Source organism: Lentzea sp. NPDC037011 (assembly GCF_055607425.1).
Map to the genome: position 1 here is coordinate 1 of NZ_JBVJRT010000024.1, position 16,769 is coordinate 16,769.

The window sequence follows — 16,769 nt, forward strand, 5'->3', positions numbered from 1 at the left end:
CACCATCGGGGGCGTGGTACTTGAGAGTCACCCCACGACCAGGGCCGGACACTAACCGCTGATCACCAGCGGCACCACCAACTCTGACACCGAGTGGTACTTGCAGACGCCCTGGGCAGCAAGGAGGGGCGGGCAAGACTTCTGGCCAGGTGCTTAGAGCATCGAAGGGGCCGCGCCACGCCGGGTGCGGCCCCTTCCGCTTGTCCTCAGTGGACCGTCACCTGGCCGTCGGCCACGGTGACGCGGCGGTTCACCTGCACCGCCTCCAGCATCCGCCGGTCGTGCGTCACGAGCAGCAACGTGCCGGTGTAGGTCTCCAGCGCCTGCTCCAGCTGCTCGATCGCCGCCAGGTCGAGGTGGTTCGTCGGCTCGTCGAGCACCAGCAGGTTCACCCCGCGGCCCTGCAGCAGCGCGAGCGCCGCCCGCGTCCGTTCGCCGGGGGACAGGGACGCCGCCGGGCGCAGCACGTGCGCGGCCTTGAGGCCGAACTTCGCCAGCAACGTCCGCACGTCGCCGGGCGTCATGTCCGGCACGGCCTCCTGGAACGCGTCCACGAGCGGCAGCGGGCCCAGGAACAGCCCGCGCGCCTGGTCCACCTCGCCCACCACGACACCGGAGCCCAGCGTCGCGTGGCCGGAGGACAGCGGGGCCCGGCCCAGCAACGCGGCCAGCAGCGTCGACTTGCCCGCGCCGTTCGCGCCGGTGATCGCCACCCGGTCCGCCCAGTCGACCTGCAGGTCCACCGGGCCCAGCGTGAACGAACCGCGGGAGACCACCGCCGCCCGCAGCGACGCCACGACCGCGCCGGAACGGGGTGCGGCGGCGATCTCCATCCGCAGCTCCCACTCCTTGCGCGGTTCCTCGACGACCTCCAGGCGTTCGATCATCCGGTCGGTCTGGCGGGCCTTCGAGGCCTGCTTCTCGGTGGCGTCGGCGCGGAACTTGCGGGCGTTCTTGTCGTTGTCGCCCGCCTTGCGCCGGGCGTTCTTCACGCCCTTCTCCATCCACGCGCGCTGCATCCGGCCGCGGGCCTCCAGGGAGGACTTCGTGTCGGCGAACTCCTCGTAGTCGTCACGGGCGTGCTGCCGCGACCGCGCGCGTTCCTCCAGGTACGACTCGTAGCCGCCGCCGTACGAGCGCACCTGGTTCTGGTGCAGGTCGAGCTCCAGCACGCGGGTCACCGTGCGGGCCAGGAACTCGCGGTCGTGCGAGACCAGGACCGTGGCGGCGCGCAGGCCCGTGACGAACTTCTCCAGCCGCTCCAGGCCGTCGAGGTCCAGGTCGTTGGTCGGCTCGTCGAGCAGGAACACGTCGTAGCGGCTCAGCAGCAACGACGCCATGCCCGCCCGTGCCGCCTGACCGCCGGAGAGCGACGTCATCAGCGCGTCCAGGCCCGCGGTCAGGCCGATGTCGGCCACGACCTCCAGCGAGCGTTCCTCCAGGTCCGCGCCGCCCAGGGCGAGCCAGCGGTCCAGCGCGTCCGAGTAGCCCTCGTCGTCGCCCGCGGTCAACGCCTCCGTGGCGCGGTCCAGGTCGGCCTGGGCCGCGGCGACACCGGTGCGGCGGGCCAGGAAGTCCCGCACGGTCTCGCCCTCGCGGCGGTCCGGCTCCTGCGGCAGGTGCCCGACGTTCGCCGAGGGCGGGTTCAGCGAGACGCGGCCCGACTCGGCGGGGATCAGCCCGGCCAGGGTCTTCAGCAGCGTCGACTTGCCGGCGCCGTTGACGCCCACGAGCCCGATCACGTCGCCGGGCGCGACCACCAGGTCGAGGCCGGAGAACAGGACGCGGTCACCGTGACCTGCGGCGAGGTCCTTCGCGACGAGCGTGGTCATCGAAACTCCCCTGAACGTGAAGAAAGGCCCCCGCAGGTGCGGAGGCCTTTCGACAAAGGGTGAGTGACGGGACTTGAACCCGCGACACCTGGGATCACAACCCAGTGCTCTACCGGCTGAGCTACACCCACCATTGCCAGTCGTTGACCGGCGAGGAAAGCATAGCAACGGCATCCACCGAGATAAAAATCAGGGGTCTAGTCGACGTTCTTCAGCAGGTCAGCGGCCACGGCCTGGGCCTGTTCGCTCGTCGGTCCCGGCTGCGGCACGAACGCCGTGCGCCGGTAGTACGCGAGCTCCCGGATCGACTCGACGATGTCGGCGAGCGCCCGGTGCGCGAGGCCCTTGCCCGGCTGCGCGTAGTAGATCCGCGGGTACCAGCGCCGGCACAGCTCCTTGATCGACGACACGTCGACCATCCGGTAGTGCAGGTGCGCGTCCAGCGCCGGCATGTCGCGGGCGATGAACCCGCGGTCGGTGGCGATGGAGTTGCCGGCCAGGGGAGCGGTCCGGGGGTCCGGCACCCACTCCTTGATGTAGGCGAGCACGGCCGCCTCGGCCTCCTCCAGCGTCACCGCGGAGGCGCGCACCTCCTCGGTCAAGCCCGACCTGGCGTGCATCTCCATGACGACTTCCGGCATCGAGGCCAGCACTTCGTCATCCGCGTGGATCACAACGTCCACGCCGTCGCCGAGCACGTTCAGCTCGGCGTCCGTGACCAGTGCCGCGATCTCGATCAGAGCGTCCTTGCCCAGGTCGAGTCCGGTCATCTCGCAGTCGATCCACACCAGACGATCCATCACGCCCCGAACATTACTGCGCGGAGCGTCAACTTCGAGTGGCGGCGTGCAGCAACCTGGTTACGCTCCCCGTGCATGACGGCTCAAGCTGAGATCGCTGCGGGGTACGCCTCCGAGGGCGCGGCCATCGAGCTCGGTGCCGTGCTGGTCGGCGGCCAGGTGGAACCGACCGCCCACGTCCGCATCCCGTTGTCCATGGTCAACCGGCACGGACTCGTCGCCGGCGCAACGGGAACGGGCAAGACGAAGACCCTCCAGCTGCTCGCGGAACAGCTCTCCGCCCACGGTGTTCCGGTGCTCATGGCGGACGTGAAGGGCGACTTGTCCGGTCTGTCGCGACAGGGGGAGGTGAGCGACCGCACCACCGCCCGCGCGCAGGACACCGGCGACGACTGGCAGCCGCAGGCCTGCCCGGTCCAGTTCCTCTCCATCGGCACCGGCGGCATCGGCGTGCCCCTGCGGGCGACGGTCACGAGCTTCGGCCCGATCCTGCTGTCGAAGGTGCTCGGCCTGAACGACACCCAGGAGTCGACGCTCGGCCTGATCTTCCACTGGGCCGACTCGAAGGGCCTGCCGCTGCTCGACACCAAGGACCTGCGCAGCGTCGTCCAGCACCTCACCGGCGACGAGGGCAAGGGCGACCTCAAGGGCATCGGCGGTGTCTCCAGCGCCACGGCGGGGGTGATCCTGCGGGCGCTGGTCAACCTGGAGGCGCAGGGCGGCGACCGGTTCTTCGGCGAACCGGAGCTCGATCCGGCCGACCTGATGCGCGAACGCGACGGCAAGGGCGTCGTCAGCCTGCTCGAACTGGCCGAACTGCAGGGCAACCCGGTGCTGTTCTCCACGTTCCTGATGTGGCTGCTGGCGGAGCTGTTCGAGACGCTGCCGGAGGAGGGCGACGTCGAGAAGCCCAAGCTGGTGTTCGTCTTCGACGAGGCGCACCTGCTGTTCGCGAACGCCTCGAAGGCGTTCCTCGACCGGATCACCCAGACCGTGAAGCTCATCCGGTCCAAGGGGATCGGAGTCTTCTTCTGCACCCAGCTGCCCACCGACGTCCCCAACGAGGTGCTGTCGCAGCTCGGCGCCCGCGTCCAGCACGCACTGCGCGCGTTCACGCCGGACGACCAGAAGGCGTTGGCGCGCACGGTGAAGACGTACCCGACGACACCGCACTACGACCTGGAGAAGGCGCTCACGTCCCTCGGCATCGGCGAGGCGGTCGTCACCGTGCTCAGCGAGAAGGGCGCGCCGACGCCGGTCGCGTGGACCCGGCTGCGCGCCCCGCGGTCGTTGATGGACACCATCGGCACCGACGCGATCAGGCAGGAGGCCCAGGCGTCCGACCTGCACGGCAAGTACGCCGAGACCGTGGACCGCGAGTCGGCCTACGAGCAGCTGATGGCCAAAGTCGCGCCACCGCACCAGGAACGAGCCCCGGAAGCTCCTCCTCCTCCTCCTCCTCCTCCTCCGCAGCGGCGGGAGGAGGAGGAACCGGGGCTCGTCGAGAAGGTCCTCGGCAACAGCGCCGTGAAGTCGTTCCTGCGGTCAGCGGGCAGCGCCCTGGCCCGCGAGATCACGCGGGGCGTCTTCGGCACCTCGCGCAAGCGACGCTGAGAGCACCGCGGCACCGATGCAGAGCGCGCCCGCGACGTACCAGGCCAGGTCGTAGCTGCCCAGGTGGTCGCGGGTGAGCCCGGCAGCGGACGCCGCGATGGCCGCGCCGACCTGGTGCGAGGCGAACACCCAGCCGAACACGACAGGGCCGGACACGCCGAAGTACTGGCGGCACAACGCCACCGTGGGCGGCACGGTCGCGACCCAGTCCAGGCCGTAGAAGATGATGAACACCAGCATCGACGGGTGCGCCGACTCGCCGAACAGCTGCGGCAGCAGCATCAGCGACAGCCCGCGCAGCGCGTAGTAGGCCGCCAGCAGCATCCGCGAGTCGACCTTGTCGGTCAGCCAGCCGGACGCGATCGTGCCCACGACGTCGAACACGCCCACCAGCGCCAGCAGCCCGGCCGCGGTCGTCGTGGGCATGCCGTGGTCGTGCGCGGCGGGGATGAAGTGCGTGCCCACCAGGCCGTTCGTCGAGGCGCCGCAGATCGCGAAACCGCCGGCCAGCAACCAGAACGGCCGGGTCCTGGCGGCCGAGAGCAACCCGCCGATCGCCCGCCGTACCGCGCCACCACCGGGCGGCGGCGGGGTGTCCTCGGTCGCGCCCAGCGGCAGCAGCCCGACGTCACGCGGGTACTCGCGCAGGAAGAACGCCGCCAGCGGCACCACGGCGAGCGCCGCGATGCAGATCACCAGGGACGCCGGCCGCCAGCCGTAGCTCTCGGACAGCCACGCCACGGTCGGCAGGAACACGAGCTGCCCGGCCGCGCCACCCGCGGTCAGCACGCCCGTGACCAGGCCGCGGTGCCGCACGAACCAGCGTCCGGTGATGGTGGCGACGAACGCCAGCGCCATGGAGCCGGTGCCGAGCCCGACCACCACGCCCCAGAGCAGCACGAGCTGCCACGACTCGGTCATGAACACGGTCAGTCCGCTGCCGATGGCGACCATCGTCAGCGCGTAGGTGACCACGATCCGCACGCCGAACCTGTCCATCAGGGCGGCGGCGAACGGCGCGGTCAGCCCGTACAGCAACAGGTTGATCGAGATCGCGAGCGAGATCGTGCCGGTCGACCAGCCGAACTCGCTCTGCAACGGCTCGATCAACGCACCCGGCGCCGCGCGGAACGACGCGGCACCCACCAGGGCGATGAACGACACACCTGCGACAACCCAGGCCCAATGCAGTCTCACGCCGACAAGGTTCGGTGATGACCGACCCGGCGACCAGTGGCCCGATGGCCAACATGTGAAAGTATCGGGCCATGCACCGGATCGCCGTCCTCGCGCTCGAACAGTCGGTGGCGTTCGACATCGGCAGCTCGACGCACATGTTCGCCCGGCTCGCCGACCGCTACGAGGTGGTCGTCTGCTCGCCGGACCGCCGCCCGATCCCCACCAGCGGCGGCTTCACGATCGCGCCCGAGCACGGCCTGGAGGTGCTGCGGGACGCGGACACGGTGCTCGTCCCCGGCACGCACTACCGGCCCGCACGGGAGGGGTGGCTCGAACCGGCGGTGCGGGAGGCGCTCACGACGACGAACGCCCGGCGGATCATGTCGATCTGCACCGGCGCGTTCGTGCTGGCCGCCGCCGGGCTGCTGGACGGACGGCCGGCGACCACGCACTGGCGCACCACCGAGGAGTTCCGCGCGCTCTACCCGGAGGTGCGGCTCAACCCGGACGTGCTGTTCATCGACGACGGAGACGTGCTCACCTCGGCCGGTGTCGCCGCGGGCATCGACCTGTGCCTGCACGTCATCCGGTCCGACCACGGCAGCGAGGTGGCGAACTGGGTCGCCCGCTACTGCGTCGTCCCCGCGTGGCGGCAGGGCGGCCAGTCCCAGTTCGTCGACCGCCCGGTGCCGAGCTACCCGGACACCTCCACGGCGCTCGCCCGCGAGTGGGCCTTGGAACGGCTCCAAGAACCGCTCGACCTCGCCGCGATGGCCGCGCAGGTGCGGATGAGCGTGCGCACGTTCACCCGCCGGTTCCGCGCCGAGACCGGCATGTCGCCCGGCCAGTGGCTGACCCAGCAGCGCCTCGACCGCGCGCGGCACCTGCTGGAGTCCACGGACCTGCCGGTCGACCAGGTCGCGAACCACGCCGGGTTCGGCACGGGAGCGGCGTTGCGGCAGCAGCTGGCGGCGTCGATCGGGGTGTCGCCGAGCGCCTACCGGCAGACGTTCCGCACGGCCTGACGCCGGGCGGTCAGCCCTCGACCAGGAACGGGCGCAACAGGTCCGGCACCGCCTCGTCGGCGAGCGCCAGCCCGTCGGACTCGCCGACGTCGGTCACGCGGTAGATGCCCGCCCCGGCCGCCGTCGTGGCGCCGACGGTCAGCAGACCGCTGCGGCGCTGGAAGAACGACCGCTGGATGCGCCAGCCGATGATGCCGGTGCGTTGCAGCGCGACCGTGCTGCGGACCAGGGAACCGTTGCGGGTCACCAGGTAACGCGGGTCCAGCGCGTGGCCGAGCGAGCGGTAGTTGTCCCAGCCGACCAGCGCGGAGAACGGCAGGACCACCAGCGGGATCGGCCACGCCCACGACGGCGCCCAGACCGCCAGCCCCGCCGCGATCACCACCCACGGCACGACGTGGCGGACCAGGCTGCGGCGCAACGCGGCGAACGGGTGCCCGCGCAACGCCCTGGTCGTCGGGTCGTCCTCGACCCGCAGCACGTCGCGCGCCACCTGGTGGGCCACCGCGATCGGCGCGGGCGGCAGCAGCAGGCTGCTCTCGCCCTTCGAGCCCAGACCCGTTGTCACCGCGACGGCCTTCGCGCCCTTGCCGGCGCGCACCAGCAGCGGTTCCTGGACGTCGACGCCGCGCAGCCGCTGCTCCTCCACCGACACCGAGCGGGTGGTGAGCAGCCCCCGTTGCACGCGCAGGGTCCTGTCCGGTTCACGGGTCAGCCGGTAGTTCCAGAACTGCAGGACGTACAGCGGCACGGACAGCACGAGCCCCAGGACGACCAGCGCGATGGCGAACCCGCCGAAGAGCTGGAAGCTCGGGTGCTCGAACAGCCAGCCCCACAGGTCGTGCACCACGTCGAGACCGAGGTCGTCGGCGTAGTTCGACAGCACGCCGAACACCGCGCCGATCGCGACCAGGCCCGACAGCGACAGCGGCGCGAACCGCAGCCACCGCGGGTCGAGCTGCGAGATCACCTCGGACGGCGCGGGGTCAGCCGGTGCCGCGCCGTCCTCGGCCGACCGCGGCTGGGCGACCGCCTTGCGCAGCAACAGCACCCGCAGCCGCTCGGCCTCCTCGGACGTCACCGCGTCGAGCGTGAGGCCGTCGGTGCCGGGGGTGTCCTGCTGCCCGGTGCCGATCCGCACAGCGGACAACCCGAACACGCGGTGGCCGGGCTTCGAGGTGAGGTCGACCGTCCTGATGCGATCGCGCGGCACCGAGAGCTGCTTGCGGGTCAGCAGACCTGTGTGCAGCTCCACCTGGTCGTCGGTGATGCGGTACTTCGTGGTGCGCCACAGCAGGAAGCTGAACGCGAGGATCATCGTGACCGTGGCGCCGCTCGCGATGAGCCGCCACTTCTCGCCGTCACCGGTGAAGAGCAGCACCAGGATCGGCACCAGCATCGCCATGCCCTCGTTGAGCGGGCGCACGATGAGCATCCGCACGTGCAACCGGTGCCACTGCGACAACGGTTCCGCGAGCTCGGGTGCGGCGGGCAGCCCCGCGGGCAGGTTCGCGGGTGTCGTCACGTGGCATCACCCGGCGTGGCCTGGGTCGTGGTGGTGAGCTCCTCCACGAGCCTGCGCGCGGTCTCGTGGTCCAAGCCCTCGATCTCCACCGGTCCCGCCGCCGACGCGGTCGTGACGGTGACCGTGGCCAGGCCGAGCAGCTGCTGGAACGGACCGCGCTTGGTGTCGACGGTCTGGATGCGCGAGACCGGGGCGACCCGCCACTCCTGGTTCAGCCAGCCCGACAACGTGTAGACCGCGTCGGAGGTCGTCTCCCAGCGGTGCACGCGGTAGCGCCAGCTCGGTTCGACCGCCGTGTGCACGAGCCCGACGACACCGGTGGCCACCAGCAGCACCAGCTCCCACGTGGGCGGCTGGGGCACCAGCAGGAACACGACGAGCTGCGGGATGAAGAGCACCAGCCAGAACACGGCGGCCTGCATCGTCCACAGCAGGACCGACCTCGGGCTGACCTGGTGACGTGGCGCGCGCAGTTGCAGAGTCACCCCACAACTGTGCCTCACCGGTGCGCACCCGTGTGGCCAGGTGTGTCAATTGGTGTGCCGGTGCCGGTGCGGTCGCGCTTGCGAGGGAGGCGGGACCGCACCGGCACCGGCCGGGGTGATCAGTGCGCGATGCTGTACGGCGGCGTGAACAGCTCGGCCGGGTCGGCCGACGCCGTCGCGGAGATCGCCGCTACCGCGCCCAAACCGAGGATCACGGCGGCGATGGTCCGAGCGATACTGTGCAACTTCATTGAGGTGCTCCGTTCCGATTGGTGGCGACCGTGGATGAGGGCAGGAAGTCTTTGACGAGGTTCGGCGCGCGGTTGCGGGCGGTTCGGCTGCAACGCGGTTTGTCGCAAAAGGACCTCGCCTGCCCCGGCGTCTCCATGAGCTACGTGTCGAGACTGGAGTCCGGCGAACGCGTGCCGTCGCCCGCCGTCGTGCGCAGGCTCGCCGAGGTGCTGGGCGTCGACCCCACCGAGCTGGTGGTCGACGAGGACCGCACCGCCGTGCAGGACGAGGCGCTGGCGTGGTGCGAGGCCCTGTTCGCCTACCACGACGGCGACCTGGTGACCGCCGTCGACCTGTTGGAGGCGCTGGGGAAGCGGGCGGACGAGCAGATGTTCGGCTGGAGCGCGCGCTGGACCAGGCTCGTGGTGCTGGCCAGGCAGCACGACGACGAGGGGCTGCTGCTGGCGGCGGCGGAGCTGCGCCGGTCGTGGTCTCCCGGCCCCGCGGTGGACGCGCTGGTGGAGGTCCTGCGCGCCGCGGCGTTGCGGCGCCTTGGCCGGTCCGCCGAGTCCGTGCGGGCCGCGACCGAGGCCGTCGAGCTCGCCGGCGGTGACGGCGACCGGGTGCGCCGGGTCGGCACCCGCGCCCTGATCGCGCTGTGCGCCGAGCTCACCGCCGCAGGCCGGCTCGCCGACGCCGAACAGGTCGTGGAGCAGCTGTCCGTGCGGCTGCCCGAGCTCGGCCGCGACCGGCTGGCGATCTCCACGTGGTGGGTGCGCGCCAGGGTGGCCGACCGGCTCGGCGACCGCACCGAGGCCGCGCACTGCATGCGCGAGGCGCTGGCGCTGCTCGCCGGCCACGACGGCGACCCCGAGTTCCGCTGCCGGGTCCGGCTCGCCGGTGCCGCCCTCGCGCTGCGGGCACCGGGTGCGAACCTCGACGAGGTCGTCGCGCTGCTGGACGAGGTGGAGAGGGCCGCCGCCGCGCTGCGCCGCCCGGACGGGTTGCTCGCCCACGCCCGCGCGGTGCGCGCCGAGCTGGCGTTGCGCGACGGGGAGGTCGACCGCGCGCGGGACCTCGCGGAGCAGGCGCTGGCGACCGGTGCGCTCGAAGCCGAGCACCAGCTGCGGTGCCACCTGCTGCTCGTGCGGGCCGCGGACGAGGTCGACCCGGACGGCGGCGGTGCCGCGCGCACGGCGCTGGCCGCGCTGCTGGAGCACATCAACCCCGAGGGCGTCGATCCGCTCCTCTGGCGCGACGTGGCGCGCATCGCTCTGCGCAAGCACTGAGCGCGGGCCGCATTGCCCGGTCATGACCGCCCCTCGCTCGTGATCGGGACACCTTGTTAACGGAGCATGACACAGACCAGATACCCGTCACATCACCCAATTCAACCGTGACGACATGGGTAAATCACCCGGATTCCGGCACCACCCCGTCAGCGGCAAGCGGCCGAACGGTCGAACGGTGAGCAGGCCGGTCGGGGCAGTTGTCAACCGGTTGACAACGCATGACTACGAGTCGGTCAGGCTCATCCACCACACGACGGCGCCGGAGCGCCCGTTGACGTCGAGCGTCGAGTAGATCCGCTGGAGGTGGTTCTGCACCGTTTTCGGCGACAGGCCGAGCGCGTCGGCGATCATCGTGGTGCTCGCGCCCGCCGCCACGAGCCGCAGCACCTCGATGCCGCGCTTGGTCAGCCCGGCCCGCAACGCCCGTGCGATCCGGGTGTTCGTGTGCTCGGCGGTACCGGTCTCGCGCAGCTCGCCGGTCTGCGGCACGCGCACCACCGCGTCCTCGCGCTTGGGCTCGAAACGCCTGTGCGCCAACTGTTCCACCAGCCGCGAGGACGGGTCGTGCTCGCGCATCCGCAGCAGGTCCCTGCCCTCCTGCAGCTCCCACAACCGGTACTGCTCCAGCTGCACCCGCGCGTGCCGCAACGCCCGTTCGAAGTCGCCGGCCCGTTCGTAGGCCTCGCTCAGCTGCTGGTGGGCGTGCACCGCGACCTCGCGCGCGAGGCAGCTCATGGCCAGCTCGGCTGCCTGCGTCAGCTGGGTGATCTGCTCGGGGTAGCGGCCGCGCGCCCCGCTCAGCCGCGCCCGCGCCATCAGCGCCTCCGCACGCGCCACCGGCCGGTTCCTTCCGGCAAGCAACTGGTCAGCGCGCTGCCAGCTGCGGTGCGCGCGGTCAAGTTCGCCCAGATCGATGCGCACGTGTGTCAGCAGGACGTTGACCACGGCCATCCGCACCGGGTCGCCGACCTGCTTCCACCGGTCGCGCACCTGCGCGCACAACGCCTCCGCGCGCCGGAGCTTGCGCACGCACGGTTCGCCGTCGAGGCTGCAGCGGCTCTCCTCGGTGCGGATCATGCAGTGCTCGTGGTACTGCATGCGCATCACCCGCGCCTGCTCGAACAGCACCGAGCCGATCAGCTCGCTGTCGCCGGTGAGCTCGGCCAGCCCGAGCGCGCGGGCGAACGAGGTGAAGCTGCGTTCCCGCGAGTCGAGGCGGAGCTCCACCACCGCGCGGGAGAAGCTGCACCGCGCCTGCAGTCCGATGTGGCGGTTCGCCGCCGCGATCTCCTGCACCCGGTCGATGGTGTCGAGCGCGCTGGGCCACAGACCGCGCTTGCCCAGTGCCACCGACTGGGCGAGCACGCCCTCCGCGACGCCCTCGACGTCGTCCAGCCAGGAGAACGCGGCGACGGCCTTCTCCGCGAACTCCAGAGCTTCGCCGGGCCTGCCCTCGTCCAGTGCGATGCGGGCCTCGCGCAGGTTGTGCACCGCGGTGGACCGCGGGTCAGCCGTCCGGCCGGGAACCGTCATGGACCTCTAGCCCCCTCACTCCGGGGGCAGACTCTAGCCCGTTCCCCGCAGCTGCCGTTTCACCACTTTGCCCGCCGCGTTGCGGGGCAGCTCGTCGACGAAGAAGACCTCGCGGGGCACGGAGAACCGCGCCAGGTTCGCGCGCACGTGGTCGCGCACCCGGTCGGCCGTCAGGGTTTCGTCGCCCACCACGTACGCCACGAGGCGCTGGCCGAAGTCCTCGTCCGCCACACCGAGCACGGCGACCTCGGTGACGCCGTCGAGCTGGGAGAGCAGGTCCTCGACCTCGCGCGGGTAGACGTTCTCGCCGCCGGAGACGATCATCTCGTCGTCGCGGCCGGCCACGAACAGCAGGCCGTCCCGCAGGTACCCGAGGTCACCGGTGGACATCAGGCCGTTCAGCGACTCCTTGCTGGTGCCGTTGGTGTAGCCGTCGAACAGCATCTCGTTGCCGACGAAGATCCGGCCGGTCTCGCCGGGGGCCACCGGTGCGCCGTGCTCGTCCACAATGGCCAGTCGGGTGCCCAGCGGCGGCTGACCCGCGGTTCCGGGGTCGCGCAGCATCTCCTCCGGTGTCGCGATGCTCGCCCAGCTCACCTCCGTCGACCCGTAGAGGTTGTAGAGGACGGGTCCGAACTCCTCCAGGGTGCGGGTGGCGACCTTGGGCGGCAACGAGGAGCCGCTGGAGGCGATGACCCGCAGCTTCGGCCGGTGCGGTGTCTCCAGCATCCGTTGCAGCATAACGGGAACGACGAACATGGCGGTGCACCGCTCGGCGTCGCGCAACGCCTGCTCGGGGTCGAACCGGCGGCGCAGCACGAGGGTGGCGCCGAGCACGAGCCCGAGCTGGAACGCGGCGAGGCCCCAGGCGTGGAACAGCGGCGAGGTGATGGAGATGACGTCACCGTGCCGCAGCGGTATCCGCGACAGCAGGGCGGCGGCCGGGGCGAGGCTCGCGGGCTCCGGGCGGCGCGCGCCCTTGGGGCTGCCGGTGGTGCCGGAGGTGAGGATGATCAGGCGTCCGCGCGGGGGACGGCGGGGCAGCGGTGCGTCGGAACCGGTGCGGGCCAACGACTCCAGCTCGTCGGTGAAGATCGTGGGGCGGTCCGGCAGCACGTCGGCGAACTCGCGGTCGGCGACGAACCGGTCGATCCGCTGGTCCTGCGCGACCTGGGCGAGCTGACCGCGGCTCAGGCCGGTGTTGAGCAGCACGGCGTCGGCGCCGATCTTCGTGCAGGCGGTGAGCGTCTCGATGAAGCCGCGGTGGTTGCGGCACAACAGCCCGATGCGTTCCCTCTGGCGGAAGGCGTGCGCGAGCCGGGTGGTGCGCTCGTGGACCTCGGCGTAGGTGAGCACGCCGTCGTCGTCGATGATCGCCGCGCGGTCCGGGTGGCGCCCGGCGCCGGTCTGGTACCCCCACGCGAGCGTGATGTTCCAGTGGAGGAACCCGGTCGCCGTGGCGGCGAGCCCGCGCGGGCCCAGCGGGCGGATCACTCCGGCCTTGACCAGGGTCAGCAGCACGCGGGTCAGCATGCGCCCCACTCTGCCACTTACCTACTTGCGAGTAGGTAACGGTGTGATCGCGATCACAAGGTGCTGATCCGGTTCAGGCCTCGGTGTTCGAGGCGGCCACGACCGCCTCGCGCAGGGCGGCCCGCAGCCGGCCGACCTCCAGCGGTGTCAACACGGCGGCTTCGCCCGGCGGCACGTTGATCACGATGTGCCCCTGGCTGACGAACACCGTCATGTCCCGTCGGCGCGAAGCGATGTCGCGGCAGCTCACCTGCCACTCCTCATTGGCTCCCACGGGTGTGCTCCTCCAGCTCGTCCGGCGCCGGCCCGGACGGCCCCGGGCGCTCGCATCACTGAGACGCACGTGACCCAGGGTCATGACGGAGATTTTCGCTTTCTCCGCCGCGCGACCGCGCCGAGCTGCGGATAGCGTCGCACGTGAGACGAGAGCACGTCACCTGAAGGGGTGAAAGATGGCGGAACCGCAACGCATCGTGATCGTCGGGTCCGGTCTGGCCGGTGCCACGGCAGCGGGCGCGCTCCGAGACCGCGGCTTCGGCGGGCGGATCACCGTGCTCGGCACCGAGCTGCACCGCCCGTACGAACTGCCCGCGCTGTCCAAGGACGTGCTGCTGGGCAAGGCGGCCGAACCGGCCTGGGTGCACGAGACGAGCTTCTACTCCGACAACGAGATCGACCTCCAGCTCGGCGTCTCCGCGCTGGAGCTGCGCCCCGGCGACCACGCGCTCGTCGACTCGAACGGCGCCGTCCGCACCTACGACCGGCTGCTGCTCGCCACCGGCTCCCGCCCACGCGTTCTGCCTGGCGCACAAGGACATGTGCTCAGGACGCTGGACGACTCCCACGCCCTGCGCTCGGCGTTGCGCGAGGACCGGCACGTCCTGGTGATCGGCGCGGGCTGGATCGGCTGCGAGGTGGCCGCCGCCGCCCGCGGCCACGGCTGCCGCGTCACCGTCGTGGACCCGCTGGCCGAACCGCTGGTGCGCGTGCTCGGACCGGAGGTGGGCGCGATGTTCCGCCGCCTGCACGAGTCGCACGGCGTGGAGTTCCGCCTGGGCACCGGCGTCGCCCGCTTCTCCCCGTCCGGCGTGGTGCTGGAGAACGGTGACGAGCTGCTGGCCGACGTCGTCGTCCTGGCCGTGGGCGCCGCACCCCGCCTGGAGCTCGCCGAGACCGCCGGCCTGGACCTGGCCGCCGGCGGCGTCGCCGTCGACGCGACCCTGCGCACCTCGGCACCCGACGTGTTCGCGGCCGGCGACATCGCGGCCCACGACCACCCGCGGTACGGCCACCGCGTCCGCGTCGAGCACTGGGCGAACGCGAAGGACCAGGGCACCCACGTCGCCGGCTCGTTGCTGGGCCTCGACGAGCCGTACCAGAAGTCCCCGTACTTCTTCACCGACCAGTACGACCTGGGCATGGAGTACCGCGGCCTGGCCGGCCCTGACGACGAGCTGGTGGTCCGCGGCGAGCTGGAGTCGCGGCAGTTCATCGCGTTCTGGCTGCGCGACGGCCGCTTGCGCGCGGCCATGAACGTCAACGTCTGGGACCACGGCACGGCACTGCAGGCCCTGGTGGACGCGCAGGCGACGGTGACGCCGACCCAGCTGCGGGAGGCCGACCTGGGGTCGCTGGCCTAGTCGTCAGTTCGTTCGGTGTGCGCCTGACCCGGCGCAAGGCTGCCTAGGAAGAATGGGCGCCGATCCGTCGGCGGCAGCCATTCGGCGTCGATGCGGAACTCGCGTGTCGGCGCCGAATGTTCGCAGAGGACGGGCCAGACCCGTGGTGGTCGATAGGCCTTCACGACGTTGCCGCGCTTGTCCCGGAAGTTGTTCCGGTAACGAATGCGGATCCAACGCTCCGATGCACTCACAACGGTGGCTGGTTGCCACGTCGCTTCCCACACCGGATCGTCGGATTCGTAGTGCGTTGACGGGATGTAGGCGCCTAGCTGGGTCAAGCCCGGCATGTTGCCCAGAGGGGAGAGCAGAGTTCCTCCGAGAGGGGAGTTCCAGAACGTCTATGTCCCCACAGGCAGAAAACGAAGGCTGTTGCTGACGGACATCAATTCCGGCAGCACATAGTGCGGATATCAGGCGCATGGCTCGACGCAATTCGCCCACGTCGGAGACCTGAGCTTGGCCTGAACGCGGAATTTTGAGTCCGGCTAGATGCAGGAGCCGTGCGTCGGACCCTCGCCGCGCGACAGGTCCTGCAGGGCCTTGCGGATGGTCTCCATCTCCTGCGGGGAGAAGCGGGCGTGGAAGGCGCGTTCGACCTCGGCGAGCGCGTCGCCCGCCTCCTTCTGCAGCGCGCGGCCCTTGTCGGTGATCACCGGTGTGCGCACCCTGCGGTCGGACGGGTCGGGCACCCGCACGAGCAGCTCGGCGCGTTCCAGCTTGTCGAGCTCGCTGGTCAGCGTCGTCTTGTCGAGGCCGAGCATGGCGCCGAGCGCGAGCTGCGTGCGCTGGGCCTCCTCGGTGGCGAGCGCCTGGAGGATCAGCTGGCCGCGCAGGGAGATGCCGAACCGCTGGATCTCCTCGGCGAACGCGGCGCCGACGCGTTGGGCGGCGCGGTGCAGCAGCCAGTTGAAGTCCCACTTCTCCGCGCACGCGGCGATGAGTTCCGGCTGCTCCTGCATGTGACCCATCCTACCTCCCGTAGGAGATGTTCTCAGTTCGGAACATCTTGACTCGGAAGTTCTTCACTCGTATGTTCTGGGTATGACCAACCTGCTGCACCTCGACTCGAGCATCCGCTACGACGGGTCCGTGACCCGCGACATCACCAGGGCCTTCGCCGACAGCTGGCGCGCGGCCAACCCGGAGGGCGGCTACACCTACCGGGACCTCCACGCCGTGCCCGTGCCGCACAAGGACGGCACCGAGCAGGGGATCGCGGCCGAGCTGACCGCCGAGCTCAAGGCCGCCGACGTGCTCCTGATCGGCGCGCCGATGTACAACTTCTCGATCCCGTCCACGTTGAAGGCGTGGATCGACCAGGTCGCGACCTCGGAGTTCTTCGCCCGCGAGGACGGCACGTGGCCGCTGGGGGAGAAGCGGGTCGTCGTCGTGACGGCGCGCGGTGGTTCCTACAAGCCGGGCACGCCGCGCGAGGGCTTCGACTTCCAGGAGCCGTACCTGCGGGCCGTGCTGTCGATGATCGGCCTGGACCGCACCCTGGAGTTCGTGCACGCCGAGCTGACGCTGGCCGACGTGGTGCCGCAGATGCACCAGTTCCGCGAGCTGGCCGTGGAGTCGCTGGCCGACGCGCACCGCGTGGTCAAGGAGCTCGCGTCCGCCTAGCCTGGCGGCATGATCGACAAGATCGCCTGGATCCTGCTGGAGAACGGCCGGGTGCTCGGCACCCGCTCGGCCGGCAAGGACACGTACTACCTGCCCGGTGGCAAGCGCGAGCCGGGGGAGACCGACGTCGAGACGCTCGTGCGCGAGATCCGCGAGGAGCTGTCCGTCGACATCGATGCCGCCTCGGCGCGGCACGTCGGGACGTTCGAGGCGCAGGCGCACGGCCGTTCGTCGGGGGTGACCGTGCGGATGACCTGCTACACGGCGTCGTTCACGGGGGAGCTGGCCGCCGCGAGCGAGATCGAGGAGCTCGCGTGGCTCACGACCGCCGACGTGGACCGGATCTCACCGGTCGTCCGGATCATCTTCGCCCACCTGCACGAGGCGGGCCTGCTGACCTGAGGCAAGCGCTTGC

The 16,769-nt window shown here is 71.0% G+C and carries 17 protein-coding genes and 1 tRNA gene; 6 read left to right on the forward strand and 12 right to left on the reverse strand.

The window, feature by feature from the left end:
• Nucleotides 1–206: 206 nt before the first annotated feature.
• The 3 genes from ACZ7CH_RS39535 to orn form a co-directional block, all read right to left on the reverse strand.
• Nucleotides 207–1,832, reverse strand: coding sequence for an ABC-F family ATP-binding cassette domain-containing protein (locus tag ACZ7CH_RS39535; protein WP_470376304.1), 1,626 nt, complete (start codon nucleotides 1,830–1,832; stop codon nucleotides 207–209).
• Between the two features lie 58 nt (nucleotides 1,833–1,890).
• Nucleotides 1,891–1,963, reverse strand: a tRNA-His gene (locus tag ACZ7CH_RS39540).
• 66 nt (nucleotides 1,964–2,029) lie between these two features.
• Nucleotides 2,030–2,635: an oligoribonuclease gene (gene orn / locus ACZ7CH_RS39545; RefSeq protein WP_470372101.1), complete on the reverse strand. Its 606-nt coding sequence runs from the start codon at nucleotides 2,633–2,635 to the stop codon at nucleotides 2,030–2,032.
• Between the two features lie 72 nt (nucleotides 2,636–2,707).
• Between orn and ACZ7CH_RS39550 the strand changes: the two genes are divergently transcribed.
• Nucleotides 2,708–4,246 carry a helicase HerA-like domain-containing protein gene (locus tag ACZ7CH_RS39550; RefSeq protein ID WP_470376305.1) on the forward strand — a complete coding sequence of 513 codons (1,539 nt, stop codon included), beginning with the start codon at nucleotides 2,708–2,710 and terminating at the stop codon, nucleotides 4,244–4,246.
• Here ACZ7CH_RS39550 and ACZ7CH_RS39555 read toward each other — a convergent pair.
• Nucleotides 4,178–5,443: an MFS transporter gene (locus ACZ7CH_RS39555; RefSeq protein ID WP_470376306.1), complete on the reverse strand. Its 1,266-nt coding sequence runs from the start codon at nucleotides 5,441–5,443 to the stop codon at nucleotides 4,178–4,180. The genes ACZ7CH_RS39550 and ACZ7CH_RS39555 overlap by 69 nt on opposite strands.
• A 71-nt stretch (nucleotides 5,444–5,514) precedes the next feature.
• Here ACZ7CH_RS39555 and ACZ7CH_RS39560 point away from each other — a divergent pair, with 71 nt between their 5' ends.
• Complete coding sequence (locus tag ACZ7CH_RS39560) at nucleotides 5,515–6,450, forward strand: GlxA family transcriptional regulator (protein WP_360400974.1); 936 nt, start codon at nucleotides 5,515–5,517, stop codon at nucleotides 6,448–6,450.
• 10 nt (nucleotides 6,451–6,460) lie between these two features.
• On the opposite strand, the gene ACZ7CH_RS39565 is transcribed toward ACZ7CH_RS39560, so the two are convergent.
• From ACZ7CH_RS39565 to ACZ7CH_RS39575, 3 genes are all read right to left on the reverse strand, one after another.
• Entirely contained in the window at nucleotides 6,461–7,975 is a 1,515-nt protein-coding gene (locus ACZ7CH_RS39565) for a PH domain-containing protein (RefSeq protein WP_360400971.1), read from the reverse strand.
• Entirely contained in the window at nucleotides 7,972–8,454 is a 483-nt protein-coding gene (locus ACZ7CH_RS39570) for a PH domain-containing protein (protein ID WP_458434469.1), read from the reverse strand. Before ACZ7CH_RS39570 ends, ACZ7CH_RS39565 begins: the two co-directional genes overlap by 4 nt.
• A gap of 125 nt (nucleotides 8,455–8,579) precedes the next feature.
• Complete coding sequence (locus tag ACZ7CH_RS39575) at nucleotides 8,580–8,711, reverse strand: hypothetical protein (protein WP_360400968.1); 132 nt, start codon at nucleotides 8,709–8,711, stop codon at nucleotides 8,580–8,582.
• Nucleotides 8,712–8,741: 30 nt separating this feature from the next.
• On the opposite strand from ACZ7CH_RS39575, the gene ACZ7CH_RS39580 reads away from it, so the two are divergent.
• Nucleotides 8,742–9,980: a helix-turn-helix domain-containing protein gene (locus ACZ7CH_RS39580; protein ID WP_470376307.1), complete on the forward strand. Its 1,239-nt coding sequence runs from the start codon at nucleotides 8,742–8,744 to the stop codon at nucleotides 9,978–9,980.
• Between the two features lie 225 nt (nucleotides 9,981–10,205).
• On the opposite strand, the gene ACZ7CH_RS39585 is transcribed toward ACZ7CH_RS39580, so the two are convergent.
• From ACZ7CH_RS39585 to ACZ7CH_RS39595, 3 genes are all read right to left on the reverse strand, one after another.
• On the reverse strand, nucleotides 10,206–11,516 hold the full coding sequence (locus ACZ7CH_RS39585; protein ID WP_360400962.1) for a LuxR C-terminal-related transcriptional regulator: 1,311 nt from the start codon (nucleotides 11,514–11,516) through the stop codon (nucleotides 10,206–10,208).
• 33 nt (nucleotides 11,517–11,549) lie between these two features.
• Nucleotides 11,550–13,049 carry an AMP-binding protein gene (locus tag ACZ7CH_RS39590; protein WP_470376308.1) on the reverse strand — a complete coding sequence of 500 codons (1,500 nt, stop codon included), beginning with the start codon at nucleotides 13,047–13,049 and terminating at the stop codon, nucleotides 11,550–11,552.
• A 73-nt stretch (nucleotides 13,050–13,122) separates the two neighbouring features.
• Complete coding sequence (locus ACZ7CH_RS39595; RefSeq protein WP_360400956.1) at nucleotides 13,123–13,323, reverse strand: hypothetical protein; 201 nt, start codon at nucleotides 13,321–13,323, stop codon at nucleotides 13,123–13,125.
• A 178-nt stretch (nucleotides 13,324–13,501) separates the two neighbouring features.
• Between ACZ7CH_RS39595 and ACZ7CH_RS39600 the strand changes: the two genes are divergently transcribed.
• The gene (locus ACZ7CH_RS39600) at nucleotides 13,502–14,689 is read left to right on the forward strand and encodes an NAD(P)/FAD-dependent oxidoreductase (RefSeq protein ID WP_470376309.1); all 1,188 of its coding nucleotides are present in this window, start codon (nucleotides 13,502–13,504) and stop codon (nucleotides 14,687–14,689) included.
• Here ACZ7CH_RS39600 and ACZ7CH_RS39605 read toward each other — a convergent pair.
• Complete coding sequence (locus ACZ7CH_RS39605) at nucleotides 14,686–15,009, reverse strand: hypothetical protein (RefSeq protein WP_470376310.1); 324 nt, start codon at nucleotides 15,007–15,009, stop codon at nucleotides 14,686–14,688. The genes ACZ7CH_RS39600 and ACZ7CH_RS39605 overlap by 4 nt on opposite strands.
• 207 nt (nucleotides 15,010–15,216) lie before the next feature.
• Nucleotides 15,217–15,690 carry a MarR family winged helix-turn-helix transcriptional regulator gene (locus ACZ7CH_RS39610; protein WP_458434032.1) on the reverse strand — a complete coding sequence of 158 codons (474 nt, stop codon included), beginning with the start codon at nucleotides 15,688–15,690 and terminating at the stop codon, nucleotides 15,217–15,219.
• 82 nt (nucleotides 15,691–15,772) lie between these two features.
• Here ACZ7CH_RS39610 and ACZ7CH_RS39615 point away from each other — a divergent pair, with 82 nt between their 5' ends.
• Both ACZ7CH_RS39615 and ACZ7CH_RS39620 read left to right on the forward strand, forming a co-directional pair.
• On the forward strand, nucleotides 15,773–16,354 hold the full coding sequence (locus ACZ7CH_RS39615) for an FMN-dependent NADH-azoreductase (protein ID WP_360400944.1): 582 nt from the start codon (nucleotides 15,773–15,775) through the stop codon (nucleotides 16,352–16,354).
• A 9-nt stretch (nucleotides 16,355–16,363) separates the two neighbouring features.
• The gene (locus tag ACZ7CH_RS39620) at nucleotides 16,364–16,756 is read left to right on the forward strand and encodes an NUDIX hydrolase (RefSeq protein ID WP_360400941.1); all 393 of its coding nucleotides are present in this window, start codon (nucleotides 16,364–16,366) and stop codon (nucleotides 16,754–16,756) included.
• Nucleotides 16,757–16,769: the final 13 nt, after the last annotated feature.